Origin of the sequence: Pseudomonas sp. TMW22091, assembly GCF_022496705.1 — a bacterium.
Classification (GTDB): domain Bacteria; phylum Pseudomonadota; class Gammaproteobacteria; order Pseudomonadales; family Pseudomonadaceae; genus Aquipseudomonas; species Aquipseudomonas saxonica.
Map to the genome: position 1 here is coordinate 537,312 of NZ_SCFI01000002.1, position 26,013 is coordinate 563,324.

Sequence of the window (26,013 nt, forward strand, 5' to 3'; positions counted from 1 at the left end):
CGCTTCTCCTTCGGGGGACGCGGCTTTTTTTTGGCTAGCAGCGACTACAGGGTTGTGACTGGATTTTAATTAATAGTCACGGCTTGACCCTATGTATCGCTATCGTCGTTAAGCTAGACTGCTACCTTCGCACAACGGTCCGTTTCGGGCTTTACCGTTTAACTATCACGAGGTTTGCCATGGCTGATTACAAAGCGCCCCTGCGCGATATGCGCTTCGTCCTCAATGAAGTCTTTGAGGTTGCTTCTCTTTGGGCGCAACTGCCTGCATTGGCAGAGTCTGTTGATGCTGAAACGGTAGAAGCCATTCTTGAAGAAGCAGGCAAGGTAACGGCCAAAAGCATTGCACCCTTGAGCCGCAGTGGGGACGAAGAAGGCTGTCATTGGCAAGACACCGTGGTCACAACGCCTGCCGGTTTTGTCGACGCGTATAGAACCTACGCCGAAGGCGGTTGGGTGGGGGTGGGCGGTAACCCTGAGTTCGGCGGCATGGGCATGCCCAAGTCGGTATCGGCCCAAGTCGAAGAAATGATTAATTCCTCCAGCCTGGCATTCGGCTTGTATCCGATGCTGACCTCCGGCGCGTGCGTGTCGATCAATGCCCACGCCAGCGAAGAATTAAAAGCGACTTACTTGCCGAACATGTACTCAGGCGAATGGGCAGGCTCCATGTGCCTGACTGAGCCTCATGCCGGTACTGATCTGGGGATTATCCGCACCAAGGCTGAACCTCAGGCAGACGGTTCTTATAAAGTCAGCGGCACCAAGATTTTTATCACCGGTGGCGAACACGATCTCACCGAAAACATCATCCATCTGGTGCTGGCCAAACTGCCGGATGCCCCGGCAGGCCCGAAAGGCATTTCATTGTTTCTGGTGCCCAAGTTCATGGTGAATGCCGATGGCAGCCTGGGTGCGCGTAACACGGTCACCTGTGGCTCTATCGAACACAAGATGGGGATTCAGGCCTCGGCAACGTGTGTGATGAACTTCGACGAAGCGGTGGGTTATCTGGTCGGCGAGCCTAACCGTGGTTTGGCGGCGATGTTCACCATGATGAATTACGAACGTCTGGGCGTTGGCATTCAGGGGCTGGCCTCGGGTGAGCGTTCGTATCAGAACGCTGTGGAATACGCCCGCGACCGGTTGCAAGGTCGCGCAGCAACCGGCGCTCAAGCCAAAGACAAAGTGGCTGACCCGATCATTGTCCACGCCGATGTGCGTCGCATGTTGCTGACCATGAAAGCCAGCAACGAAGGCGGTCGTGCCTTTTCGACCTATGTGGCCAACCAACTGGATATCGCCAAGTTCAGTGAAGACCCGGCGGCGCGTGAGCGCGCGGATGCGCTGGTGGCGTTATTGACGCCGGTGGCCAAGGCTTTCCTGACGGACCTTGGTCTGGAAACAACGGTGCATGGCCAGCAAATCTTTGGTGGGCATGGCTATATTCGCGAATGGGGCCAGGAACAATTGGTGCGCGATGTGCGCATCACGCAAATCTACGAAGGCACCAACGGTATTCAGGCGCTGGATCTGGTCGGTCGCAAGGTTGTGGCCAATGGCGGGGCTTATTACCGTTTATTTGCCGACGAAATTCGTCAGTTTATCGCCTCGTCCCACAGCGACTTGAGCGAGTTCACCCAACCCTTGGCCTCAGCTCTGGACACACTTGACGCCTTGACAGCCTGGGTACTGGATCGCTCGGTAAACAACCCGAATGAAATCGGTGCAGCTTCGGTTGAGTACCTGCACGTTTTTGGTTACACCGCGTATGCCTACATGTGGGCAATGATGGCGAAAGCTGCAGTGGGCAAAGAGTCCGATGGGGATTTTTACGTCAGCAAGCTGGGTACTGCGCGTTTCTACTTCGCCCGTTTGCTGCCGCGTATTCACTCCTTGAGTGCTTCAGTAAGGGCTGGCAGCGAGTCGCTTTATCTGCTGGATGAATCACATTTTTAAAATGTTTACCACAATGTAAGCATTTGCTTACATTACGCACTGCCAATCTCCCATATCCCCAGATTGGATCCACAGGTAATCTGATTGCCATGGACGTAGAGCAGGAAGCTCAAAGAAACAACACGGACACGTAGGATTCTGCCAGGACGGCGGAGTGAAATGGATGTCAGGGAAACAGTCTGTAAAACCCCGCCTCGGCGGGGTTTTCTTTTTTGTGCGCCAGAAATAACTGCCGAAGCGGCGACAAGGTCGTCGTAAAACCGGTGTGCGCAATTAGGACGGCTCTAAGCTGCGCCTACAACACACCTTCTTTATCATGCATCACGTCTTCAAGCAGTGTGCGCAGTAGCCCCAGTGTGGCTTGCTGGCGTTGCACATCGCGACACACCAGCCCTACCGTCAGCGGTACACGCGGCTCACTCAGGGGTTTCCAGAGAAGTGCCTGATTATCATGTTCATGACGAGAGCGGCCCGGTAGCACTGTAGCCAGCTTGGTGTGCGGCAAACTCTCGAGAATCCCCGCCATTGTGTTCAATTCAGCCTGCACCTGGGGGCGACGGCCTAAGCTGGCCAATTGGGTTTTCCAGATTTGTCGCACCTGGAACTCTTCACCCAACAACAGCATTGGCAGCTCTGCAGCCTGTGTCACAGACACCTTCTTGAATTCTCGCAGTGGATGATCAGCCGGTATCACCAATTGCAGTTCGTCTTCATACAACACCAAGCCATGTAGTCCGCCCTGACGGGGCGGCAGGTAGCTGATGCCTATATCCAGCGTGCCATTGAGCAGGCGTCGTTCAATCTCGATGCCGGTCAGCTCGTAAATCTGCACCACTAAATGAGGCTGGGCCTTGCGCACCCGTTCCAGCATCTGTGGCACCAGGCTGGTGTGCACGGTTTGCAAGACGCCAATCGCCAGGGTGCGCAACGCCTGACCCCGGAAATTGCTGAGCGCTTCTTTGGTTCGTTGCAAACCGTCGAGCAGTGGCAACGCGTGGTTGTACAGCGTGTGGGCCGCAAGGGTCGGCAGCAGGCGCTTACTGCTGCGCTCAAACAGGCTGACATCGAGGTTATGTTCGAGCTGGCGGATCTGCTGGGACAGGGCTGGCTGCGAGATTGAAAGGCGTTCGGCAGCACGGCCTACGTGGCCTTCTTCATAGACCGCGACGAAATAACGCAGTTGCTTGAAATCCATAAGTAATACTTATCGAAAATGCTTAAAAATCGAAATGGCTGAAAAGGCCGTTGCCCCCTAGTCTACGCCCATTGCGCTGGGCTGATCGAGCCGAATGGTCTGATACCCAAGACCTGAAACAGGTTCTTTTACATAGGCGCAGCTGAAAACCCGTTAGAGGTTAAAGGCTCCTGCTAGAACCAGGACAGTTGCATATTAACTCTGCTTATGGTCACAAGGTCTGCGTGCATGAACCTGTTTAACCTGCGTCGTCAAACGTCCAGTCTTGATCAACTGGCGGCTGTTGCTGTGCGTCCACCAGAAAGCACCTCTCTGCCAGTCAACTATCTGATGCCCAGCGTAGAGCGCCCGGCGCAGGTCTTTGTGCGCGGTCAGGGCTCCTGGATGTGGGACAGCGACAGCCGCGCCTATCTCGACTTCACGCAAGGTGGTGCGGTGAACAGTCTGGGGCACAGTCCCGCGGTGTTGATCAAGGCGATGGCCGATCAGACACAGTCGTTGATGAACCCGGGTGCCGGTTTTTATAACCGTGCCATGTTGACCTTGGCCCAGCGCCTGTGTGAAAGCACGGGCAGCGATCAGGTGCATTTTCTGAACACAGGGGCTGAAGCCAACGAAGGCGCGATCAAGCTGGCACGTAAGTGGGGCCAGCTGCATCGCGGTGGCGCTCATCGCATCATCACGGCAACCCGCAGCTGCCACGGCCGCAGTTTTGGCGCGATGTCGGCTTCTGGCAGCGGCACGTTCGATAACCGTTTCGAGCCGCAACTGCCGGGCTTTATCAATGTGCCGTTCAATGACTTGCCCGCGTTGCATGCGGCGGTTGATGCGCAGACCGTGGCGATCATGCTGGAGCCTGTGCAGAGTGAAGCCGGGGTGATTCCTGCCACCGAGCATTACCTCAAGGGCGTAGAGCGGCTCTGTCGAGAATTGGGCATCTTGCTGATTCTCGATGAAGTACTAACCGGTATGGGTCGTTGCGGCACCCTGCTGGCGGAGCAAAATTACGGCGTACGAGCCGATATTGTGACCTTGGGCAAAGGCTTGGGCGGCGGCGTGCCATTGGCGGCATTGCTGGCGCGAGGCAAGGCGTGTTGCCTGGAGCCGGGTGAGTTGGGCGGCACCCATCATGGCAATGCCTTGATGACCGCCGCCGGGGTTGCCGTGCTCGACACGCTGCTGGAAAAGAACTTCCTGCAAGACGTTCGCGAAGCCGGTCATCACCTGCGTGAAGGACTGGGTCGCCTGGCCAATAGTTATGCACAGGGTGAACTGCGCGGCCAAGGTTTGCTCTGGGGTTTGACCCTGTCAGACAACTCGGCAGATGCCGTGGTCAAGGCGGCCTTGTATGAGGGCTTGCTGATCACCGCTCCGCAGCCTGACTGCTTGCGTTTTACGCCTGCGCTGTGCGTCAGCAAAGGCAATATTGACGAGATGCTGCTGCGTCTGGCCCGGGCCTTTGCCCGCGTTCGCACTGCGCAATTGCAGTGCCGTCGAGGGGTTGCGGTCTGATCGCACCCACTCCACAGAATTTAACGAACCGTCTCGCGGTATCCCGCGCGCCCCATGCCTGTTTCTTTCGGCATGGGGCGTTTTTTTTGCCTGGGGATAAGTTGGCACTGAACCTTTTAACCGCGCCCGGAGTCGACTAACGGTCGGGCTTGAATGAGCCCACTTTATTTTGGGGAGCTGAAAATATGGACTTTATAAGAATCATCATCGCCATCCTGCTTCCACCTCTGGGTGTGTTTCTACAAGTGGGTTTCGCCGGTGCATTCTGGCTGAATATTCTGTTGACCCTCTGTGGTTATATCCCGGGCGTTGTGCACGCGGTTTACATCATCGCTAAACGATAAGACCGTCTGCGGCAGCGGCTACCGGTTTTGCATGACATTGCAATAAAACAACCATTCCTGCTCCAGTGCGTGAGCCTGATTACTGGCCTTTCGAAAGCCGTGGCGTTCGTCCGGGTAGTAATGCGCTTGAGCCGGAATGCCGTTGTCTTGCAGTGCCTTGACCATGTCGCGGGTCTGCTGCGGCACAACCACTGCGTCCAACTCACCTTGAAAGAAAATCACCGGCACGCGGATTTTATCGGCGTGTAGCAAAGGCGTGCGGGCCGCATAACGTTCGGCGTCGCGTTGCGGGTCGCCGATCAGCCAGTCCAGGTAATCGCCTTCGAACTTATGGGTAGCCCTGGCCAAAGCAACAGGGTCACTGACGCCGTAAAGGCTGGCCCCCGCACGGAACACGTTCTTGAATGCCAAGGCGCACAAGGTGGTGTATCCCCCCGCGCTACCCCCGCGAATAAAGGCGTTGCTGGCATCAATCAAACCCTGCGCTGCGAGATGACTGACAACGGCGCAAGCGTCTTCTACATCCACTTCGCCCCATTTCAGGTGCAACGCTTGGCGATAGGCGCGGCCATAACCGGTGCTGCCGCGATAGTTCAGATCGGCCACGGCAAAGCCGCGCTGCGTCCAGTACTGAATACGTGGGTCGAGCATCGGGTAGCAGGCCGAGGTAGGGCCGCCGTGTATAAACACCACCAGCGGCGGCGCACCCTGTACGTTCATTGCCGGGTAGAAAAAGCCGTGTGCCTCGCCGCCCGCAGAAGGGTAATGCAGGGTTTGCGGGTAGCTGATCTGATCGGCAGGCAGAGGCGCAACGCCGCCGGCCAGAACGCTCATGTGTTTGTCGCTGCGACGAATGGCGATGACGGCCGAGGGGCTGATGGGCGATGCAGCAATGCAATAGATGAACGTTTCATCCAGCGCCAGGCTACGGAAGCGGCTGTACTCTCCCGTGAAGTCTTCAACGGTACCGTCGGCTAAACGCAGACCCAGATGTCCGAATCCGGCTTCTGTCCAACTGGCCAGATAGCTCTGCTCGCCCAGCGGTAACCAGGTGCTGGCCCCTAATTGCCAAGGTGCAGGCGCATGATCGGCGGCGCTGGCGGGGGCAGGAACAAGCCCTTCGCCGGACTCAGCCCAAGGCTGCCAGAAGCTCGCCCGGTCGGTAAGGCAATGCAGACGATTGTGTTCGTCAAAGCGTGGCTGTTGCAGCGACTCTTCGCTTAAGTCGCCCGCGATACAGTGAGCGGCATTCCACTGACCGTCGATTTGCCCTTCGGCCAGCATCAGGCGTGTGGCGGTCCAGGGCTGGTGCGGTCGGCTCCATTCGATCCAGGCCAGACGCTGACCGTCCGGGCTCAAGGTTGGCGCTGCGTAGAAGTCAGCGCCCTCGGCCAGTACCTGACGCTCAAGGGTACTGGCATGAATGCTGACCAGCCGGTGCTGTTCGGCCTGTTCTTCGACCGCCATTACCCGTCCGTCAGACCACTGCACATCGCCATAGCGGCACGTCCCCGTGGTCAGCGCCTGTGGTGCGCTGCCATCGAGTGCCTGACGGTAGAGTTGCTGATCGGCCTCATTGACGAACACCACACCGTCATCGCTCAGGCAGAAGGCGCCGCCGCCATATTCGTACACTCGGCTGCGCACGCTGAAGCCCGCAGGCGTCAGGCAGTGGGCCTGGCCATCGCTCCAGTGCCAGAGGCGGCAAGCCGCGTCTTGGGGCCGGTATTCATTCCAGAACAGGCCAGCAGAGCCGACCCGCAACTCGGCGAAATCGATCCCCGCGGCGACGGCGAGTGCGGCGCTGAAAGGTTCAGCCTTTGGCGATGAGACGGGAGTTTCGTTCATTTCGGAAGGCCAGTTGTTCGATGGTCTGAGTGGCGTGCTCGGCTTCTTCGCGCGCCTTGAGAATCAGGTCATGCTGTGGCGACTTGCTGCACACAGGGTCTGCGTTACTGGCATCGCCCGTGAGCATAAAGGCCTGACAACGACAGCCGCCGAAGTCTTTTTCTTTTTCGTCACACGAGCGGCAAGGCTCGGGCATCCAGTCGTAACCGCGAAAACGGTTGAAGCCAAACGAGTCGTACCAAATGTGCTGCATGCTGTGGTCGCGCACGTTGGGGAACTCGACCGGCATTTGCCGTGCGCCGTGGCACGGCAGCGCTGTGCCGTCAGGGGTGACTGTCAAAAAGATACTGCCCCAACCATTCATGCAGGCTTTTGGGCGTTCTTCGTAATAGTCAGGGGTGACAAATATCAGCTTGCAGGGATGCCCTTCGGCTTCAAGTTTGGCCCGGTATTCGTTAGTGATGCGCTCGGCCCGGACAAGCTGTTCTTTGGTCGGCAGCAAGCCGACGCGGTTCAGCTGTGCCCAGCCGTAGAACTGGCAGGTGGCAAGTTCCACGAAGTCGGCTTCAAGGGCGATGCACAGCTCGATGATGCGGTCGATCTTGTCGATATTGTGCCGATGGGTCACAAAGTTCAGCACCATCGGATAGCCGTGGGCTTTGACGGCGCGGGCCATTTCGAGCTTTTGCGCAAAGGCTTTTTTTGAGCCGGCCAGCAGGTTATTGACCTGTTCGTCGCTGGCTTGGAAGCTGATTTGAATATGGTCCAGCCCGGCTTTTTTGAAATCGCTGATTTTTTGCTCGGTGAGGCCAATGCCCGAGGTAATCAGGTTGGTGTAGAAACCCAGTTTGCGGGCTTCTGCGATCAATTCGGCCAAGTCCTGGCGCACCAGGGGTTCGCCGCCGGAGAAGCCCAACTGCGCTGCGCCCATTTCCCGCGCTTCGCGAAACACCTTGATCCACTGTTCAGTCGTCAGCTCTTTGCCTTGCTGGGCAAAGTCCAGCGGGTTGGAACAGTACGGGCATTGCAGCGGGCAGCGATACGTCAGCTCGGCCAGCAGCCACAGCGGCAGACCCACTTCGGGTTTGGGTGGCAGCGCCATCGGGCTCTCAGGCAAGTTCGATCCAGTGCTCTGCACGAGCGACCTCCATAAATTGCTCGATGTCTGCGCCGAGCTCGGGTACGCCGGGGAACTGTTTGTCCAGTTCGCCGATGACAGCGGCAACGTCGCGCTGGCCATCAATCAGTCCACCGATCAAGGCTGCGCTGTCGTTGAGTTTGATCATGCCTTCGGGGTATAGCAGCACGTGGCCTTTTTGCGCTGGCTCGTATTGAAAGCGGTAGCCGGGGCGCCAGGTCGGGATTTTGCTGCGATCGAAGTTCATAGGGTGATTCCTTTGTGCCAGACACGTTGGTCGGTCACGCTGTGATAAGGCGGGCGATCCAGTTCGTAGGCCATGGTCATGGCATCGAGCATGCTCCACAAAATGTCCAGTTTGAATTGGAGAATTTCCAGCATGCGCTGCTGGCCTTCGTAGGTGGTGTAGTGCTGCAAAGTGATCGCCAGACCATGTTCAACGTCGCGGCGGGCTTGGCCCAGACGCGTGCGGAAATATTCATAACCGGCCGGATCAATCCACGGGTAATGCTGCGGCCAGCTGTCCAGACGTGACTGGTGAATCTGCGGCGCGAACATTTCGGTGAGCGAGCTGCTGGCGGCTTCTTCCCAGGTGGCGCGACGGGCGAAGTTGACGTAGGCGTCCACCGCAAAACGAACGCCCGGCAGGACCAGTTCCTGAGAGCGCAGTTGATCCGGGTCCAGGCCAACGGCTTGCCCCAATCGCAGCCAGGCTTCGATGCCGCCGTCTTCACCGGGAGCGCCGTCGTGGTCGATCATGCGTTGAATCCACTCGCGGCGCACTTCCCGGTCAGGGCAGTTGGCGAGGATGGCGGCGTCTTTAAGCGGGATGTTGACCTGATAGTAATAGCGGTTGGCGACCCAGCCCTGAATCTGCTCGCGGGTCGCACGGCCTTCATACATCGCCACCTGATACGGGTGATAGATGTGGTAATACGCGCCTTTTGCGCGCAGGGCTGCTTCGAATTCGGCGGTGGAGAGTGGGGCTTGGGTCATGGTGCCTCCAAATTAATTGGTTTTGCCTTCGTAGCAGCTGCCGAAGGCTGCGTTGGGCGGCAAAGCCGTCCTGAAATCAGACCGCGCGGTTTATCAGTTAAACCCGGATATGCCTTTCTACGATTGCTTCGCAACCGGACGCAGCCTGCGGCAGCTGCTACGAATCGTTTTGTTTACAGCTCGATGCTCATGCCATCAAAGGCGACTTCAACACCCCGGCGGGCCAGTTCGGCGCGCTCGGCAGAGTCTTCATCGAGGATCGGGTTGGTGTTGTTGATATGAATCAGCACCTTGCGCTGCTCAGGCAACTGCTCAAGCACTTCGAGCATGCCGCCGGGGCCGTTTTGGGCCAGATGACCCATTTCACGGCCAGTGCGTGTGCCAACGCCACGGCGCTGCATTTCATCGTCGTCCCACATCGTGCCGTCCACCAGCAGGCAATCGCTGCCGGCCATGATTTCCAGCAACGGCGCATCGACTTTGCCCAGGCCCGGTGCGTAGAACAGTTTGCCGCCGGTACGCAGGTCTTCAACGATCAGGCCAATGTTATCGCCCGGATGCGGGTCGAAGCGGTGCGGCGAGTACGGCGGCGCGGCGCTGCGCAAAGGCAACGGGCTGAAGCGCAGGTTCGGGCAGGCGGGGATGGTGAATGAGCCTTCCAGCTCAATACGGTGCCAGTTCAGGCCGCCGTTCCAGTGCTTGAGCATGTTGAACAGCGGGAAGCCGGTGCTGAGGTCTTCATGCACCATGTCGGTACACCACACATCGTGCGGGCAGCCTTCTCGCAGGCTCAAAAGGCCGGTGGTGTGATCGATCTGGCTGTCCATCAAAATGATGGCGCTGATCCCGGTATCCCGTAGAGCGCGGCCCGGTTGCATCGGGGCAAAGCTCTGCAGTTGCGCACGGATGTCGGGCGAGGTGTTGCACAGTACCCAGTTGACGCCGTCATCGGAGATGGCAATCGATGACTGGGTGCGTGCCTTGGCGTTCAGCGTGCCATCGCGAAAACCCGCGCAGTTGACGCAGTTACAGTTCCACTGCGGGAAACCACCGCCAGCGGCGGAACCTAAAATCTGGACAAACATGGCGTGTTCTCTTGCAAATCTGGAAATAAAAACGCCCCGGCGAACCGAGGCGTTGGGTTGCTCTGCTCAGCTCTCTATGGAAGAGCCAAAACAGATCAACGGCTTGCGAAGTACATGGTGACTTCAAAGCCAATACGCAGGTCGGTGTAAGCAGGTTTAGTCCAAGCCATTTCGTGACTCCTTCAGCAGGTGGGTGAATGGGTGTCTCTTGATTAGTCCAGCTCCCGGAGGGGCTGTTCAAAAGCTTAGGTGGCTATGTTACTAAATTTGACGCTTTTTGAACGCCTGATGTGGAAGAAAGCTCATTGCAGGGTTGGTAACGATCAGCTTTTTCCTTGATAAAACGCTTCAGGCGCTGCTTGTGTTGCTAAACACAGCCAGCCATTTTCGGCTTGGGCAATGCGCTGTGCTGCAGACAGTGTAGTGGCCTGATCCAGCGTCATAAGCGCGTTGTAGAGGGCTGTCAGGTAATCCGACGGATGGCCGGCCAGCTTGGCGTGCCACAGTAGCTCTGCGGCCTGGAGCGCCCCCAGTGACGCGCTCGAAAATTGTTGTGCCAAGGAGGTGCGCGCCTGCGTGAAAGAAGTTTCATCCAGCACGGTGATCAATGCCGGCAGTGCGGTGATAAACGCTTCGATGTGCGCATGGATTTCAGCCACAGAGGCGTGAGGTGATTGCACGCCGAACAGCAGGCCGGTTTGGCCGTTAATTTGCCGCAGACCGCTGAATACGGCATAGCCCAGTTGCAACTCAACTCGCAGTTGCTGATAGAACGGTGTTTGGGCCAGGTGCGCGAGCAACCGCCATGCGGCTTCGTCAGCCAGATGACCGATGGGGGCCGGGCAATACACCAACAGGGCCTGTTCGCTGGAGTCGCCGGGTTCGACGTGCCAAGTGTGCCGCAATGCTGGCGGCTCTGAATGCTGCGCCTTTGGCGTGCCAGGAACTTTGCTCAAGACACTTGTCATTACAGCTTGGGTCGATGCGGGCAAGGCGACGGCTAACCCTTCCCATTGCGCGGTTGCCCAGCACTGCTCAAGATCGCTGACCTCGGGCGCTGCCCCCTGTTGATGAATCTCGGGCAGACGCTTAAGCAGGTTGCGAATGGGCATCAGGGTAGGCGCTGGTGCAGCGTCGTATGTACCCGGCGCGACGAGTGAGCGAAGAGCGTGCTCCAGAATGGTGGGCATAGGCGTGTGAAAGCCCTGCATTTTGAGCAGCAGGTGTGTCCCTGATGCGCTCAGCACCACCTCAACTCCCGCCTGGCGCGCATCCTGTTGCAGTGAGCGCAAACTGCTTTGCAGACGTACCAGCAGCACATCGTCCAATTGCCCCGGCAGGCTCCAGCGCAGATAAATCGACGCCTCTGTGTTGTGCGCAGCAATGGCTGAGCTAAAGCTCATGGCAGACGGGGCGCGTCGATCTCGCAACCGATCTTGAGCAAAGGTACGCAAGCCTCGATGCGCGCTGGTCTGCCCACGAATCAAGCCTGCGCTGACGGGTTCATCCGGCACCTTGAGAAACGGGTTCGGCGTTGGCAATTGCCAGTCGTGTGCTGACCCATGACGCGCTGTGGGTTGCATCTGTTGCAGTGCGCTTTTGAGTGCGGTGACGCCTAGATCCGACAACTGGAGAGTGTGTTGCTCTACGTCGCGGCGGGCCAGTTCCAATGCACCACTCACGGCTTGCTGACGCTGTTGCAGCCGATGGTATTCGTCGCGCAGGGTCGGCCATTCGGCTTGAGCACTGAAGAACGACAGCCAGTCGCAAAACGTGTCCCGAATGCTGGAAGCGTGTTCAGCAATGTCGCTGGCAGCACTGAACTCGATTTGCAGCAGTGCCTGACTTTCGAACTGATAAACAGGACTGGCTTTGAGGGTGTCGATCAGGTGTTGCTGGCGTAACGCTGCGACGAGTCCGCCCGGTTTGTCGGCGTTGATCCAGTGGCAGAGAAACGCCAGTGCCTGAGCCGATTCGGGCGGCAACGGGTCGAAGGCAAACATCAGGCTCAGGTGCTGCCCGTCAATGTGGTGATAGGCGTGTTCACCTGTGCTCATCAGGGCGGGCGGGGCGATCTGCGGTACAGCTTTGCCGGTGTGCAAGACGGCGCTGTAATGCTCGCCCAGTGCTTCAAGCTCCGTCACTGATTGCGGGCCAACCAAGCTAAGGGTCATTTGCCCGGTTTGGTAGAACTGCTGATAAAAATCCTGCAAGGCCTGTTGAAAGCTCGGGCGGGGGATCGGCAGGCTGTAACGATTACCGGCATGAAAAGCCCTGAGCGGGTGCGCCGGGTTCAGCGCTTGCAGCCGCGCCAGTTGGCGCTGGGCCGATGCCTCACGGGTCCAGGCGATAAACTCGGCGTGCAGCACTTCGCGTTCGCGCAGTTGCGTTTCTTTGTTCATGCTCGGGTGGGCGAGCATGTCCCACAAGCGTTCGAGGCCACCCGCAAAAGCGCTGGGCGGGAGTTCGAAAAAGAAGTCGGTATGGCGCTCGCTGGTTCTTGCGTTGATTTGGCCGCCGTGACGCTGCACGTAGGCCATCAGATTGTCTTGGGCGGCAAAGCGCTCTGTACCGAGAAACAGCAGATGTTCCAGAAAGTGCGCCAGCCCCGGCCAAGCCGCGGGCACATCGTGGCTGCCTGCTGCTACGCGCAAAACGGCTGCGCAGCGATTGAGGCGCGGTTCTTGGCGCACAGAAAGGGTGAGACCGTTATTCAGGGTCAAACGTTGGGCGTGAGGGTGGTTCAGCGCAGGCATGGGCACTTCCGCAACAGAGAAGTACCTATGCTAGCGGATCAGCGCTTGGTCAGCTCGTTGTAAAGTTCAGGGCGACGGTCGGCCAGGTAAAAATTACCGTCTTTGGCATCGAGCAATTGCTGACTGTCCAGCGTGGCCACAATCAACATTTCTTCGTCGTTGGCCAGTGCGATCTGTACGCCATTAGGCGCTGCGATACTGCTATGGCCGCAGTACTGAATGTCGTCCTCGCGCCCGCAATAGTTGGCATAGGCCACATAACACTGATTCTCGAAGGCGCGGCTGCGCACAGTGACATCTGCAATGAACTCGTAAGGCGCCATGTTGGCCGTGGGTACCACAATCAGCTCAGCACCCGCCAGGGCCAGACGGCGGGCGTTTTCCGGGAACTCAAGGTCATAACAAATCAGCAAGCCAAGCTTCCAGCCTTCCAGATCGAAGACCGGAAAGGCATCGGGCCCCTGGCTGAACATCAGGCGATCCAGCTCACCGAAAAGATGCGTTTTGCGGTAGTTGCACAGGCTTTGGCCCTGGGCATCAATCAGCTGCACGCTGTTGTAAATGTGCCCGTCCTCGGCGCGTTCGGGGTAACCGTAAACGATGGCCATGTTATTGGCTTTCGCCAATTCGGCAATCTGCTGTGCGGCGTCGCCGTCCTGCGCTTGCGCGAGTTCGGCGACGGCTTTGGCGCCGATGTTGTAGCCCGTTAGAAACATTTCAGGCAGGACCAGCAAGTCTACGTTGTCTTTGGCCTGCAAGACGATGGTGTGCAGTCGTTGCAGATTGCCCGCCACATCCAGTGGCAAAGGCGGGCATTGATAAAGCGCGACGCGCATAAAGTGCTCCTGCTGTGGGGCGATCAATCCGGCAGGGCGATGGGGCCGATGTCATTGAACACATCGCCAGGGCCGGGGTTTGCGGCGTGAGTGCTGCCGCCAAAGTGGGTCATGATGCCCCATACCGCGTTCAATGAGGTCTGTACGGCGCCTTCGACCCACGCAGGTGTCCAGGACACATCATCACCGGCAATAAAAATACCACGTTGTTCGGGTGGAAAATCCTGCTGCATAAAGTGTGCGTACATACGCTGGTTGTAACGATAGTGGCCCGGCAGCGCGCCTTTAAAAGCGCCGAGAAAGTGCGGGTCAGCTTCCCATGACACGGTGATCGGGTCGCCAATGATGCGGCTGGCAATATCCACCTTAGGGTAGATCTTCTTCAAGGAATCGAGCGCCAGCTTGACGCGTTTTTCGACAGGATGCGGCAGCATTTTCAGAGCGTCGCTCATCCACGAGTACGACAGACAAATCACCCCCGGTTTGTCAACGCCGTGATCAAACAGGTAAGTGCCGCGGGTCAGGCGGTCTGTGAGCGTCATGCTCATCAGGTCGCGGCCAGTCTCAGGGTCTTTGTCTTTCCAGAAAGGACGGTCGACCATGACGAAAGTTTTCGACGATTGCATGTAGCGCGTACGGTCCAGCGCCATCCACACTTTTTGCGAGAACAGCGACTCCTCGCACTCAATTTGTGTGGTCAGCAGCCAGCTTTGGCAGGTGACCAGAACCGCTTCGTAAGGGCGGGTGACACCCAGATTGTCGGTGATCGAAAACTGTCCGTCTGCACTGCGGCTGATGCTTTTGACCCCGGTACGCGGTGCTCCATGGTGCAACGAGCTAAGGCTGGTGCCTTCGGGCCAGTGGGCGCAGCGTTCAGGCGCGTGACGCCAGATGCCCAGTGGCACCTGTTCTACACCGCCGACTACCAAGTGTTGATGATCGTCGCAGTTGGTCATGACCACGCGGAAAATTTCGAGCATGGAATTTGGGAAGTCAGAGTCCCAGCCGCCTGTGCCAAACCCTACCTGACCGAACACCTCGCGATGCTGGAACGACAACTTGGCGAAGGCTTTTGACGTGGCGACGAAGTCGTAAAACGTGCGGTCATCCCAGAGTGGCACCAGGGTGTTCCACAATTCTTTCAGGCGAGGCACGTCACGGTCACGGATAGCTTGTTGAATATCGCCAAAGCGTGACCCTGCTTCCAGTGCATCGGCCCAAGCGTCAGCAACTTCCTGGAACAATGCAGGCAAGTCCGAGAGTTTTTGGGCGTAGAAGGTTTGGCCTTCAAGGTCAATCACGGTGCTGCCTGACGCGGGGGTTAGCGGGTTGGGAAAAGGTTTGGTTTCCAGCCCCAGCTTATCGACGTAGTGGTAAAACGCCGTTGAGGACACCGGGAAGCGCATGCCGCCCAGTTCAGCGATTACCCCTTCGCTGCCTTCAAAGGCTTGTGAGCGCAGACGCCCGCCCATTTTCGAGGCTTCATACACCACGGGCTTGAGGCCCAGTTTCATCAATTCGTACGCCGCCACCATGCCGGCCATGCCCGCACCGACAATGGCCACCTCAGCACCCAGCTTCTCAACGGGAATACTGCCCAGGCCCGCCGGATGTTCGATCCAGTCATCAAACGCGAAGGGGAAGTCCGGGCCGAAAATGGTGACGGGTTTTTTGCCGTCCAGAGGGTGACGATTCTTCTTATTCATGGCTGACCTTGCTGGCGACCCGCGCTTAACGCTGAGTATAGGAAAAGACAGGCACCATGATAGGGAGCGTAGAACTCGTTAATAAGACGCAAACTGTCGTCGGAATGGCTTTTTTTTAGTCAATATGACGAGGTTGGTAGTCGTAATGCGTTATTTACGATCCACTTTGCTGCTGAGGATGATCGACGTCGTGGTTTTTTCGACGCCCTCAACGCTGCCGATCTGATCGAGCAATTGATCCAGTTGCTCGGGGGAGTCGCTGCGCAGCCATGCCACGTAGTCGAACTCGCCGCTCACCGCACAAAGCTGTTGCACCTGAGCCATTGCGCTCAAGCGTCGCACCACATCTTTGCCGGAGCGGGGCTGCACCGTGATCCCTACATAGGCTTGCAAACCGCCATCGATCAGGCGTTGGCCCAAACGCACGCCGTATCCGGTGATCACCTTGGTCTTCTCCAGTCGTGCCAAGCGCGAGGTCACCGTTGTGCGCGCGATGCCCAGCTGACGAGCCAGCATCGCCACGCTTTCACGGGCATTGAGCTGCAAGGCGGCAATCAATTGACGGTCGATTTCATCCAGCGCGGGTGGGCGAGTATCGGACAAGGGGGATTCCTGTGGCATGAGCGATGTGGATGTTCATGGTACAGGGCTGTCGGTGATTGCGCTTTGCAGCTGAGCGAGCCTATGCGGGCAAGCTCTGCCAAGTTCCCCTTACGTGGAGTTCAGGAACTCACAACGATTGATCCCAGTTAGTCATCAAGAAACTGAACACAGCAAACGCAATAAAAATAATCAAAAACACATGTCCCTTTTTAACTTTGCTTTTCATTCCATCTCCTTTAGGTTCCGCGCCCGCTTTATGCCTGACCCATGCCAGACACTTATAGTCCGAGGCCGGAAAACGTCATATGTGATTGTGTGGTAGGCCATTGTGCAAATCACATCTCAAGGCCCGTAACCCCAAGGCCGCTTCTGTAGCTTCCGATATCTAAGCCTGAGGGTCTGCGGGCCATGTGCAGCGTCCGCTATCCACCCCATGTGCGAACGCTGCGCAGCGTTGAACTCTAGCCTATTTTGTATTTTTTTCCCGTGTGCACAGGGACGTCGAGACCTGTCCTGCGCATCACGCCGGTCATGGAAGGACGGTTGAGGTGTAGCCATAGGGGAGGGGATTGCGGAGGGCTGGCGAACCGGCACTTTGTCTGCTTGATAGGGGTGGAGCGTAGGACTGTAAAAACAGTGACCACTCCAGAAACACGAAAGCCGCGCAATGCGCGGCTTTGAGTATGGTGGGCCCAGTAGGACTCGAACCTACGACCAAGGGATTATGAGTCCCCTGCTCTAACCAACTGAGCTATAGGCCCTCAGTAGGTCGCGGATTATAACGATGGTTTAGCGTCAGTGCTATCCGAAAAGTCTGAAATAGACATACGAAGAAAGGAAGCTGCGAACTCTTCCGCAGATAACGGCACGCTGACGAGGTAACCCTGTATCTGTTCGCAGCCTTCTTTAGCCAGGAAATCCTGTTGTGCCTGGGTTTCTACACCTTCGGCGATGATGGTCAGCTGCATGCTGCGCCCCAGTGCAATGATGGCGCGGACGATGGCGACATCATCGGCATCTTCCGGGAGCCCGCGGATAAATGACTGGTCGATTTTCAGCGTGTTGAGCGGTAAACGTTTGAGGTAACTGAGGGAGGAATACCCGGTGCCGAAGTCATCAATGGCCAGCTGTACGCCAAGCTGCTTGAGCTTATGCAAGACGTCCAGCGCTTCTTCGGTTTGACTCATGATGAAGTTTTCGGTGATTTCCAGCTGTAATGCATCTGGCTCAAGGGAGTAACTTTTGAGCAGCTCTTGAATGCGTGCCAGCAGCGCGGGTTGGCGCAGTTGTGTGCCCGACAAATTGACGGACACGGGCCCGAAGGGCTCATACAGTTGTTTCCAGGCATTTAATTGTTGGCAGGCGTGCTCAAGTACCCAATCGCCGATGGGGATGATCATGCCGTTTTCTTCGGCCAGAACGATGAAGCGATCAGGCGGGATGTTTCCCAGTTCAGGATGGTTCCAGCGAATCAGTGCTTCAGCCCCCACCAGGCTATGGTCTTTCAGGCTGATTTTGGGTTGGTAAGACAATGACAACTGGCCGCGCTCCATTGCACGGCGCAGTTCTTGTTCCAGCAGGACTCGCGCACTGGCTTGGGCAGTCAGGTCATGGGTGTAGCGTTCAATACGGTTGCGCCCTTTAAGCTTTGAGCGGTACATCGCCGCGTCGGCGTTTTTGACCAGTGTGGCGACGTCGGTTCCGTCATCGGGGTAAATACTGGCGCCGATGCTGGCACTGATAAAAAGCTCATGTTCACCTGCAACAAAGGGGGCGTTGAAACAGGCCAGTAGCTTGTTGGCAATCAGCTCGGCATCGCTGGGGTTCTTGAGTGCCGGCAGCAAGATGATGAACTCGTCACCACCCTGGCGGGCCACGGTGTCGATGTCCCGCAACTGCTCTTTCAGGCGGGTAGCGATAGCATTTAGCAACAGGTCGCCAATGGGGTGGCCAAGGCTGTCGTTGATGTTTTTGAAACGGTCCAGATCGAGAAATAATACGGCACCTTGCTGGCCATACCGATCGGGTTCGCTGAGCGCCTGTTGCAACCGGTTTTCAAACAGCAAGCGGTTGGGGAGGTTAGTCAGCGGGTCATGGTGTGCCTGATGATCGAGGCGGTCTTGTGCGTGTTTGAGGCTGGATATATCGGCAAAAACGGCCACGAAGTGGGTGATTTTGTGGTCGCTGTCGTATACCGCGCTGATGGTCATCCAGCAGGGGTAGGTCTCGCCATTTTTACGCTTGTTGCAGATTTCCCCCTGCCAGTGCCCTTCGTTGGACAGCTGATGCCACATCGAGACATAGAAAGCGCTGTCATGTTGCCCTGACGCCATTAAGCGTGATGACTGGCCCAAAGCGTCACGCTCGCTATAGCCGGTGATTTCTGTAAAGGCGCGATTGACCGCAGTGATGTTTTGCTGCGGGTCTGTGAAGATGATGCCTTCAGCCGTGCTGTCAAAAACCGTTGCCGTTTGCAGTAGTTTTTCCTGCATGAGCTGGCTTTCGCTGATATCGCGGGCGATGGTCAGCATGCAGTTTTCGTTGCCAATCATCAGAGGTCGAGTGGATATTTCGCAGAGCAATGTGCGTCCGTCCCGATGCCGCACGCTGCATTGGAAATCACGTACAAAGCCCTGTTGATCAAGGAGTGCCAACAGCTCGATACGCTGCTGCGGGTCGGCCCACAACCCTAGCTCCAGTGTTGAGCGGTACAGGGCGTCTGAGCTGCAGTAACCGCTGATATGACTGAAGCCTTCATTGACCTCGATTAACAGGCCATCGCGTTGTCGGGTCAGTAAAAGACCATCAGGTGATGCATGAAAGGCTTTGGCGAACTTTTCTTCAGAAAGGCGTAGCGCTTCTTCGGTCTCTTTTGACTGGCTGATGTTGATCATCAAGCCCCGCAGCACGGGCTGTTGGTTGTGGGTCGTTATGCTGACAATGTCTCTTATCCACAAGGTTTTTCTGTGGGCGGTTATGACGCGATAGTCAACGCTGTGATCGCGTCCGCTACTGATCTCCTCATCGCAATAAGCGTGAACCCACTGTAGGTCGTCGGGGTGAACAAGACGGCTCCTGAAACCCTCAAGTAGCCAGTCGCTTAGCGGATAGCCGAGCAAAGCTCCTGCCTGTGGAGACACGTAGCTGTAATTGTAATTATCCAAACGAACTTCCCAAGAAATCGCGCAAAGGCTTTCTATCAGGCCTCTGTAGTGATATTCGCTGCTACGTAGCGCTTGCTCGAGGGCAATGCGTCGAGAGATTTCGCTGCTCAAGCGGCGATTGATACGAATGACAACGATCAGCACGGTCATCAGTAACAATACGCCAGGCAGGGCATAGGTCAGCAGGGTATGCCACACCGGGGAGTAGTCGCTTGATGAGCCTATCCAGCGCTCTTGTATGGCCTCTGTCTGGGCGGGGGTGATGTCAGCCAGTACTTTGTCGAGAATCCCTGCCCATAGGGTCTCGTCTTTCGGGGTGGCCATGGCCAGTTGGTACCGATAGGGCGTTTCGCCACTGACATAAAGGCCGTTGAGCTTGAGTTGGCGCATGCTCCAAACACTGGAGGCCAAGTCCCCGACCATGGCATCCACTTGATCGGTGGCTAACGCCTGAAGAGCGGAACTTACGTTGGGAAGCGCGACAATGTTCAAGTCGGGATGCTGGGCTTGAAGCAATTCATGGGGTGCATAGTTTTCGACCACGGCGACTTTGAGACCATACAGCTCTTTAATGCTGTGAGGCGCTGGTCCGTCTTTGTGGGCGAGGATGACGATGGGGAAGTCGAGATAAGGGCGGGTGAAGGCAAGGCTTTTTTGGCGTTCGGGGGTGGACATGATGCCCGATAGCCAATCGATTTCCTTGGCTTTGGCCATTTCAAGTACGTGGGTCCAGCTATGGGGTTCAACCGGTTTGATTGTTACGCCCAAACGTTTTTCGATCAGCGTTACGTAGTCAGCGGCCAGACCTGTATAGAGGCCATCCTGATCGCGGAACTCGAATGGCGGCCATGAGGCATCGATGCCAAGACGCAGTTGTGGGTGATCGTTGAGCCAGTGCTGTTCTTCATCGGTGAGCGTTAATGCGCCAACTTCAGTCGTCCAAGCAATAAATGACAGGAACAGGACAGCAAGCGATCGTGGCATGCGCTTCTCGTAATACACTCCAAAGCCAGGAGTGTAGTCGGACTGTAGCGCGGGGGAGGGGTATCAGGCATAAAACAAAACCCCCGGCAGGGCCGGGGGTTTTGGTCTTACTCGTCGAGGAAGGAGCGTAGGTGCTCGCTTCTCGTCGGGTGGCGAAGCTTGCGCAGCGCCTTGGCTTCGATCTGACGAATACGCTCACGGGTAACGTCGAACTGTTTACCAACCTCCTCAAGGGTGTGGTCGGTATTCATGTCGATACCGAAACGCATGCGCAGTACCTTGGCTTCACGGGCTGTGAGGCCGCCGAGTACGTCACGTGTCGCTTCTTTAAGGCTCTCAACGGTGGCCACATCGATTGGCGACTGCATAGTCGAGTCTTCGATGAAGTCGCCCAGATGGGAGTCTTCGTCATCACCGATCGGGGTTTCCATGGAGATCGGCTCTTTAGCGATCTTCAATACCTTGCGGATTTTATCCTCAGGCATTTCCATGCGTTCGCCCAGCTCTTCCGGGGTCGGTTCACGGCCCATTTCCTGCAGCATCTGGCGGGAAATACGGTTGAGCTTGTTGATCGTCTCGATCATGTGCACCGGAATACGGATGGTGCGGGCCTGGTCGGCGATCGAGCGAGTGATCGCCTGACGGATCCACCAGGTGGCATAAGTCGAGAATTTGTAGCCGCGACGGTATTCAAACTTGTCTACCGCTTTCATCAAGCCGATGTTGCCTTCCTGGATCAGGTCGAGGAACTGCAAGCCACGGTTGGTGTACTTCTTGGCGATGGAAATCACCAGACGCAAGTTGGCTTCAACCATTTCTTTCTTCGCGCGGCGGGCTTTCGCCTCACCGATCGACATGCGACGGTTGATGTCCTTGATCTCGGCAATCTTCAGGCCAGTTTCAGCCTCCAGAGCAGACAGCTTTTGCTGGCAACGGATGATGTCCGGTTGCAGGCGACCAATGGCTTCAGCGTATTTGCTTTTACCTTTGGCCAGGCCTTCGCTCCAGCTTTCGTCGACTTCATGGCCTGGGAACAGGCGCAGGAAATCAGTACGCGGCATACGTGCATCACGTACACACAGCTGCATGATGGCACGCTCTTGTGCACGCAGGCGCTCCAGAGCGCTGCGAACACGTTCAACCAAGCCTTCGAATTGCTTCGGGACCAGCTTGATCGGCATGAACAGCTCAGCCAGCGCAACCAGCTCGGCAATTGCCTGCTTGCTGTCGCGACCGTGCTTTTTCAGTGCCTTGCGCGTGATTTCCATCTGGTCAGAGACGGCACCGAAGCGCTGTGCTGCGATGATCGGGTCAGGGCCGCTTTCGACCTCTTCCTCTTCGTCGCTGCTCTCTTCCTTGTCGTCCTCTTCGTCATCGCCTTCGGCTTTAACCTTAGGGTCGACAGGAGGCGGTACTTCAGCTGCGGGCGGCGCAATACCGTCGTCCGGGTCGATATAACCGCTCAGAACGTCGGACAGGCGGCCACCTTCGGTGGTGACGCGAGTGTACTCGGAGAGAATATGGTCAACCGTGCCAGGGAAGTGCGCGATAGCGCCCATCACTTCACGAATGCCTTCTTCGATACGCTTGGCGATTTCAATTTCGCCTTCACGTGTCAGCAGTTCTACCGTGCCCATTTCACGCATATACATGCGTACTGGGTCGGTAGTACGACCAATGTCGGTCTCTACAGCCGCCAACGCTGCAGCTGCTTCTTCGGCAGCTGCTTCGTCGGTGTCGGCATCGGCCAACATAAGGGCGTCCGCATCCGGAGCACTCTCGTGTACGGGGATCCCCATGTCATTAATCATGCGGATGATGTCTTCCACTTGCTCCGGATCTGAAATATCTTCGGGCAGGTGGTCGTTGACCTCTGCGTAAGTCAGATATTTCTGCTCACGGCCGAGGGTGATCAACTCTTTGATACGAGACTGCTGTTGCGCTTTTCCGGACATAACACCCTATCCACTGAAGGTCTTGGCGGGCAAAAAAACAAGCCGAGGATTATACCTTAGCTATGACCTCACGCGCCAGTTGAGGTCGGGTTTGTTGCGCAATTGTTACGACCCAGAAGGTCAAGTAACTGTTGCTTCTCCTCGCTACTGAGCTCGCCTTGACGTGCTTTTCGAAGAAGTTGCTCTAGATTTCGCTCGCGTTGGCGAGCTGACAGGCTAGTTATGGTGTCAAAAAACTGTTGTTCAAGGTTGTCGGCATCAATTAGCCATTCCTTTTCCAGCAGCCTTTGTAGTAATCGGCCTTGTTCTGTCCCATGCCAGCGGGACAGCAACTGTATGGAGCTTAGCTTAGGATTTTTCTGTACGGCCTCTACCAGAGCAATCAGTAGTTGATTGTTTGTCTGGTCTTCTGCGGCAAAGTGCCCCGCATCTTCAACTTTTTTTGCCAATTGCGGGTGGTGCAGCAAAGTCCGTAAGGCCGTTAGCGTAGGGGGTTCAACCCCGACAGGAATCCAGGCTTGTTCACGCTCCCCGCCGCGTTTGCCTTTTTTGTCCCAGGGTTTGTTTTCCCATTTCTTGCCGGCAGCACCGGGTTTCTTGGGTGTCCATTCCTGCTGGGGGAGGTACGTGTCCGGTTGCTGGAAGTCGCTGTAATCCGGCATGGCATCGTAATCGATGCCCGGGTCATAGGCAGGTTGGGACGGCGCGGGGGCTTTTTGTGCCAGTTGGCTGACGGTCTCGCTGGTCAGGCCGGTGATCTCGCTAAGGCGCTGGCGCATCAATGTTCGAAGGTTGGCGCCGGGTACTTTGTCGATCAGCGGTGCTGCCAGGGTGGCCATATGAGCCTTGCCTTCGAGCGAACGCGGGTCGGCCTCTTCGGTCAGTTGCTGGAAGAAGTAATCGGCCAGCGGTTGTGCGTGCTGGTTTATTCGGGCCTTGAATGCATCGGTGCCTTCAGAGCGCACGAGGGTGTCCGGGTCTTCGCCTTCGGGCAGAAACAGAAACCGGGCGCGTCGGCCGTCTTGCAGGCATGGCAATGTCGCTTCAAGTGCGCGCCAGGCGGCATTGCGACCCGCCTGATCACCGTCAAAGCAGAACAGTACGCTGGGCACGACCCGAAACAGGCGCTTCATGTGCTCTTCGCTGGTGGCGGTACCCAGCGTGGCCACGGCATTGCGCAAGCCTTGCTGGGCGAGTGCGATGACGTCCATGTAGCCCTCGACCACAATGATTTCATCGAGGCTGCGGTTAAACTTGCGCGCTTCGAACAGCCCGTACAACTCCTGGCCTTTGTGAAAGACCGGGGTTTCAGGGGAGTTCAGGTATTTGGGTTTGTCGTCGCCTAACACCCTGCCGCCGAATGCGATGATGCGGCCGCGGCTGTCGCGGATTGGAAACATCACGCGATCACGAAAGCGGTCATAGCGCTTGCCGGTTTCGGCATTCTCGACCAGCAGGCCGGCGTCAATCATCGCTTTTTGCTGGAGGGTGTCACTGCTCAGGTGTTTGTACAGGTTGTCCCAGCCTGGCGGTGCGAATCCTAGCCCAAAATCGCGGGCTATTTCGCCGGTCAGGCCACGGCCTTTGAGGTAGTCCACGGCCGCTTTTCTGGCGGGGTGGCTCTTCAAGGCCTGGCGATAAAACTCAGCCGCAGCAGTAAGGAGCGGGTACAGCGGAGAGTCAGTGGGCTGCCGCGGTTTGTGCGGGCGTCCACTCTCCTCTCGGGGGATTTCCATGCCCGCGGCTTTGGCCAGTTCTTCGACGGCCTGGGGAAAGTCCAGGTTGTCGTGGTCCATGATGAAGCCGAGGGCGTTACCGCCAGCGCCGCAGCCAAAGCAGTAATAAAACTGTTTGTCCGGGCTGACGCTGAAAGACGGCGTTTTTTCTTTGTGGAAGGGGCAGCAGGCGGTGTAGTTCTTGCCGGCTTTCTTCGTTTGCACGCGTGAGCTAACGACATCGACGATGTCGGTACGGTTCAGAAGGTCGTCAATAAAGCTCTGGGGAATTAGCCCGGCCATGGCGTTCTCGTCATCACTGCGCAGCATTAACCTGCATAAAAGGCGTGGTCATCAAAGCGTGCAGGCAAGGGCTTTGCCGGGTTGCAAGACGTCTGCTCAATCATGTGGGGGAAGTGTATCTGTCGAAACACCGCTGATCATTAAGTAATCAGTGTAAATGGCTTCGGTAGGTGTAGCGCTCTGAGTTCCGCTGTTGGCCAATGGCTGGCCTCGGATAGCTCAATAAGCAGGCACGTGAGGAGTGCCTTGGGCTGATCGTCTTTGAGGAGAATCAGAGGGGTGTGCTCGTCGGTAGCCTTGGAAGGCTCGTCAGTAAAGACGTGCACCGCTGGCTATTAGGCCAGGTCTGACGTGATAAAGCGTTTTGTCGCGGTCGCATCTGCGGCCTTGACAGTGTTGCGTGTAACTTGCTGCAACTGCCTACGGCCCGGCTTTAGGCCGGGCTTGGCAGAAGCATGCAACGAACGTCTGTGTATTAGTACAGACGAACGGCGCGGCGCTGCTCGCGCTGAACTTTCTTCGCGTGACGCTTAACAGCAGCTGCTGCTTTACGCTTACGCTCAGAAGTCGGCTTCTCGTAAAATTCGCGGCTGCGAACTTCAGCCAGAACACCGGCTTTTTCGCAGGAGCGCTTGAAACGACGCAGAGCTACGTCGAAGGGTTCGTTCTCTTTTACTTTGACGGCTGGCATCCAGAGCTACCTTCATTCATTACCGGGGTCAACGTCTCAAGGCAAAATCGCGTTGGAAGACGTCGGTTTTTAAGGGTTGCGGATGTTAACCCCTCATCGCCCGGAATGCAAAGCCTCTGATCGAAAACCGCTAGCCGGGGGCGGGAGTGGCGACTATTATGCGCGCCTTCGAATTTAGCCTCTACAAGGCGTAAACCCATGCTAGTACTGGGATTAGAAACTTCCTGCGACGAAACCGGCGTCGCGCTCTACGACAGTGAACGCGGGCTTTTGGCCGATGCACTGTTCAGTCAGATTGATCTGCACCGCGCTTATGGCGGTGTCGTTCCCGAGCTTGCCTCACGCGATCATGTGCGTCGCATGCTGCCTTTGATTCGTCAGGTTCTTGCTGAGGCCGATTGTGTGCCTACAGAGATTGACGCCATCGCTTACACAGCAGGTCCTGGATTGGTCGGGGCCCTTCTGGTTGGGGCCTCTTGCGCTCAGGCGCTGGCTTTTGCCTGGGGTATTCCGGCCCTTGGCGTACACCACATGGAAGGCCACTTGCTGGCTCCGATGCTGGAAGAGCTGCCGCCGGAGTTTCCGTTCGTCGCTTTGTTGGTATCGGGTGGTCATACCCAGTTGGTGCGTGTTGACGGTATTGGCCGATATGAGTTGCTCGGTGAAACCCTCGATGATGCTGCCGGGGAGGCGTTCGACAAAACAGCCAAGATGATGGGGCTAAACTATCCGGGCGGGCCAGAGATCGCGCGTCTGGCGTCTCAGGGTGTTGCGGGGCGATTTGTGTTCCCCAAGCCAATGACAGATCGTCCAGGGCTGGCATTCAGCTTCAGCGGTCTTAAAACCTTCGCCTTGAATACGTGGCAGCGCTGTGTCGCGGCGGGCGATGATCTTGATCAGGCTCGCTGTGACATCGCCCTGGCTTTCCAGCAAGCGGTGGTCGAGACGCTGACCATCAAGTGCAAGCGCGCATTGAAGCAAGCTGGCATGCAGCGTCTGGTGATTGCGGGCGGAGTGAGTGCAAACAAGGCGTTGCGCGAATCACTCGAAAAAATGCTCGGTGGCATGAATGGGCATGTTTACTACGCTCGCCCGGAGTTCTGCACGGATAACGGTGCCATGATTGCGTTTGCCGGTTGTCAGCGCTTGCAGGCGGGACAGCACGAAAGTCTGGCGATCAGCGTACAGGCGCGCTGGCCGATGGAGCAGTTGAAGCCTTTGTGA

19 protein-coding genes and 1 tRNA gene are annotated in these 26,013 nt (G+C 56.9%); 4 read left to right on the top strand and 16 right to left on the bottom strand.

Annotated features, from left to right (window positions below; genetic code table 11):
- Positions 1-179: 179 nt before the first annotated feature.
- Entirely contained in the window at positions 180-1,958 is a 1,779-nt protein-coding gene (locus EQV93_RS06220) for an acyl-CoA dehydrogenase C-terminal domain-containing protein (protein WP_240891114.1), read from the top strand.
- A gap of 295 nt (positions 1,959-2,253) precedes the next feature.
- Here the strand turns inward: EQV93_RS06220 and EQV93_RS06225 are convergent, their stop codons facing one another.
- Positions 2,254-3,153 (bottom strand): LysR family transcriptional regulator, encoded by a 900-nt coding sequence (locus EQV93_RS06225; protein WP_240891115.1) that lies wholly within the window; start codon positions 3,151-3,153, stop codon positions 2,254-2,256.
- 228 nt (positions 3,154-3,381) lie between these two features.
- On the opposite strand from EQV93_RS06225, the gene EQV93_RS06230 reads away from it, so the two are divergent.
- Positions 3,382-4,665 (top strand): aspartate aminotransferase family protein, encoded by a 1,284-nt coding sequence (locus EQV93_RS06230; RefSeq protein WP_240891116.1) that lies wholly within the window; start codon positions 3,382-3,384, stop codon positions 4,663-4,665.
- A 185-nt stretch (positions 4,666-4,850) separates the two neighbouring features.
- A complete protein-coding gene (locus EQV93_RS06235; RefSeq protein WP_122784145.1) occupies positions 4,851-5,009 on the top strand; it encodes a YqaE/Pmp3 family membrane protein in 159 nt (52 codons plus the stop codon).
- Between the two features lie 18 nt (positions 5,010-5,027).
- On the opposite strand, the gene EQV93_RS06240 is transcribed toward EQV93_RS06235, so the two are convergent.
- The 15 genes from EQV93_RS06240 to rpsU all read right to left on the bottom strand — a co-directional run bounded on the left by EQV93_RS06240 (position 5,028) and on the right by rpsU (position 24,789).
- On the bottom strand, positions 5,028-6,857 hold the full coding sequence (locus EQV93_RS06240) for a S9 family peptidase (protein ID WP_240891117.1): 1,830 nt from the start codon (positions 6,855-6,857) through the stop codon (positions 5,028-5,030).
- Positions 6,823-7,959: a pyrroloquinoline quinone biosynthesis protein PqqE gene (gene pqqE, locus EQV93_RS06245; RefSeq protein WP_167654274.1), complete on the bottom strand. Its 1,137-nt coding sequence runs from the start codon at positions 7,957-7,959 to the stop codon at positions 6,823-6,825. Before pqqE ends, EQV93_RS06240 begins: the two co-directional genes overlap by 35 nt.
- A 7-nt stretch (positions 7,960-7,966) precedes the next feature.
- Complete coding sequence (gene pqqD / locus EQV93_RS06250) at positions 7,967-8,242, bottom strand: pyrroloquinoline quinone biosynthesis peptide chaperone PqqD (RefSeq protein ID WP_240891118.1); 276 nt, start codon at positions 8,240-8,242, stop codon at positions 7,967-7,969.
- On the bottom strand, positions 8,239-8,991 hold the full coding sequence (pqqC, locus tag EQV93_RS06255) for a pyrroloquinoline-quinone synthase PqqC (protein ID WP_122784149.1): 753 nt from the start codon (positions 8,989-8,991) through the stop codon (positions 8,239-8,241). Before pqqC ends, pqqD begins: the two co-directional genes overlap by 4 nt.
- A 173-nt stretch (positions 8,992-9,164) precedes the next feature.
- Complete coding sequence (pqqB, locus tag EQV93_RS06260) at positions 9,165-10,076, bottom strand: pyrroloquinoline quinone biosynthesis protein PqqB (protein WP_146385976.1); 912 nt, start codon at positions 10,074-10,076, stop codon at positions 9,165-9,167.
- Positions 10,077-10,171: 95 nt separating this feature from the next.
- A complete protein-coding gene (pqqA, locus tag EQV93_RS06265; RefSeq protein ID WP_003444522.1) occupies positions 10,172-10,246 on the bottom strand; it encodes a pyrroloquinoline quinone precursor peptide PqqA in 75 nt (24 codons plus the stop codon).
- A 153-nt stretch (positions 10,247-10,399) separates the two neighbouring features.
- Entirely contained in the window at positions 10,400-12,832 is a 2,433-nt protein-coding gene (gene pqqF / locus EQV93_RS06270; protein WP_240891121.1) for a pyrroloquinoline quinone biosynthesis protein PqqF, read from the bottom strand.
- A 38-nt stretch (positions 12,833-12,870) separates the two neighbouring features.
- Positions 12,871-13,668, bottom strand: a complete 798-nt coding sequence (locus tag EQV93_RS06275) for a carbon-nitrogen hydrolase family protein (RefSeq protein WP_240891122.1) — start codon at positions 13,666-13,668, stop codon at positions 12,871-12,873.
- 23 nt (positions 13,669-13,691) lie between these two features.
- Positions 13,692-15,374, bottom strand: a complete 1,683-nt coding sequence (locus tag EQV93_RS06280) for a flavin monoamine oxidase family protein (protein WP_240891123.1) — start codon at positions 15,372-15,374, stop codon at positions 13,692-13,694.
- A 150-nt stretch (positions 15,375-15,524) separates the two neighbouring features.
- A complete protein-coding gene (locus EQV93_RS06285; RefSeq protein WP_122784154.1) occupies positions 15,525-15,977 on the bottom strand; it encodes an Lrp/AsnC family transcriptional regulator in 453 nt (150 codons plus the stop codon).
- Between the two features lie 684 nt (positions 15,978-16,661).
- A tRNA-Ile gene (locus EQV93_RS06290) sits at positions 16,662-16,738 on the bottom strand.
- Between the two features lie 15 nt (positions 16,739-16,753).
- Positions 16,754-20,125 (bottom strand): bifunctional diguanylate cyclase/phosphodiesterase, encoded by a 3,372-nt coding sequence (locus EQV93_RS06295; RefSeq protein ID WP_240891125.1) that lies wholly within the window; start codon positions 20,123-20,125, stop codon positions 16,754-16,756.
- Positions 20,126-20,232: 107 nt separating this feature from the next.
- Positions 20,233-22,080: an RNA polymerase sigma factor RpoD gene (gene rpoD, locus EQV93_RS06300; protein ID WP_122784156.1), complete on the bottom strand. Its 1,848-nt coding sequence runs from the start codon at positions 22,078-22,080 to the stop codon at positions 20,233-20,235.
- A gap of 68 nt (positions 22,081-22,148) precedes the next feature.
- Complete coding sequence (gene dnaG / locus EQV93_RS06305) at positions 22,149-24,098, bottom strand: DNA primase (protein WP_240891166.1); 1,950 nt, start codon at positions 24,096-24,098, stop codon at positions 22,149-22,151.
- 475 nt (positions 24,099-24,573) lie between these two features.
- Positions 24,574-24,789, bottom strand: a complete 216-nt coding sequence (gene rpsU, locus EQV93_RS06310; RefSeq protein WP_002551877.1) for a 30S ribosomal protein S21 — start codon at positions 24,787-24,789, stop codon at positions 24,574-24,576.
- 198 nt (positions 24,790-24,987) lie between these two features.
- On the opposite strand from rpsU, the gene tsaD reads away from it, so the two are divergent.
- Positions 24,988-26,013 (top strand): tRNA (adenosine(37)-N6)-threonylcarbamoyltransferase complex transferase subunit TsaD, encoded by a 1,026-nt coding sequence (gene tsaD / locus EQV93_RS06315; protein ID WP_122784157.1) that lies wholly within the window; start codon positions 24,988-24,990, stop codon positions 26,011-26,013.

Bases quoted from the DNA above. Each gene is read 5' to 3' on its own strand.
- rpsU (WP_002551877.1), bottom strand. From the start codon at position 24,789: ATGCCAGCCGTCAAAGTAAAAGAGAACGAACCCTTCGACGTAGCTCTG.
- EQV93_RS06220 (WP_240891114.1), top strand. From the start codon at position 180: ATGGCTGATTACAAAGCGCCCCTGCGCGATATGCGCTTCGTCCTCAAT.
- pqqF (WP_240891121.1), bottom strand. From the start codon at position 12,832: ATGCCTGCGCTGAACCACCCTCACGCCCAACGTTTGACCCTGAATAAC.
- EQV93_RS06230 (WP_240891116.1), top strand. From the start codon at position 3,382: ATGAACCTGTTTAACCTGCGTCGTCAAACGTCCAGTCTTGATCAACTG.
- rpoD (WP_122784156.1), bottom strand. From the start codon at position 22,080: ATGTCCGGAAAAGCGCAACAGCAGTCTCGTATCAAAGAGTTGATCACC.
- EQV93_RS06240 (WP_240891117.1), bottom strand. From the start codon at position 6,857: ATGAACGAAACTCCCGTCTCATCGCCAAAGGCTGAACCTTTCAGCGCC.
- pqqB (WP_146385976.1), bottom strand. From the start codon at position 10,076: ATGTTTGTCCAGATTTTAGGTTCCGCCGCTGGCGGTGGTTTCCCGCAG.
- pqqE (WP_167654274.1), bottom strand. From the start codon at position 7,959: ATGGCGCTGCCACCCAAACCCGAAGTGGGTCTGCCGCTGTGGCTGCTG.
- EQV93_RS06275 (WP_240891122.1), bottom strand. From the start codon at position 13,668: ATGCGCGTCGCGCTTTATCAATGCCCGCCTTTGCCACTGGATGTGGCG.
- EQV93_RS06235 (WP_122784145.1), top strand. From the start codon at position 4,851: ATGGACTTTATAAGAATCATCATCGCCATCCTGCTTCCACCTCTGGGT.
- dnaG (WP_240891166.1), bottom strand. From the start codon at position 24,098: ATGGCCGGGCTAATTCCCCAGAGCTTTATTGACGACCTTCTGAACCGT.
- EQV93_RS06280 (WP_240891123.1), bottom strand. From the start codon at position 15,374: ATGAATAAGAAGAATCGTCACCCTCTGGACGGCAAAAAACCCGTCACC.
- pqqC (WP_122784149.1), bottom strand. From the start codon at position 8,991: ATGACCCAAGCCCCACTCTCCACCGCCGAATTCGAAGCAGCCCTGCGC.
- EQV93_RS06295 (WP_240891125.1), bottom strand. From the start codon at position 20,125: ATGCCACGATCGCTTGCTGTCCTGTTCCTGTCATTTATTGCTTGGACG.
- pqqD (WP_240891118.1), bottom strand. From the start codon at position 8,242: ATGAACTTCGATCGCAGCAAAATCCCGACCTGGCGCCCCGGCTACCGC.
- EQV93_RS06225 (WP_240891115.1), bottom strand. From the start codon at position 3,153: ATGGATTTCAAGCAACTGCGTTATTTCGTCGCGGTCTATGAAGAAGGC.
- tsaD (WP_122784157.1), top strand. From the start codon at position 24,988: ATGCTAGTACTGGGATTAGAAACTTCCTGCGACGAAACCGGCGTCGCG.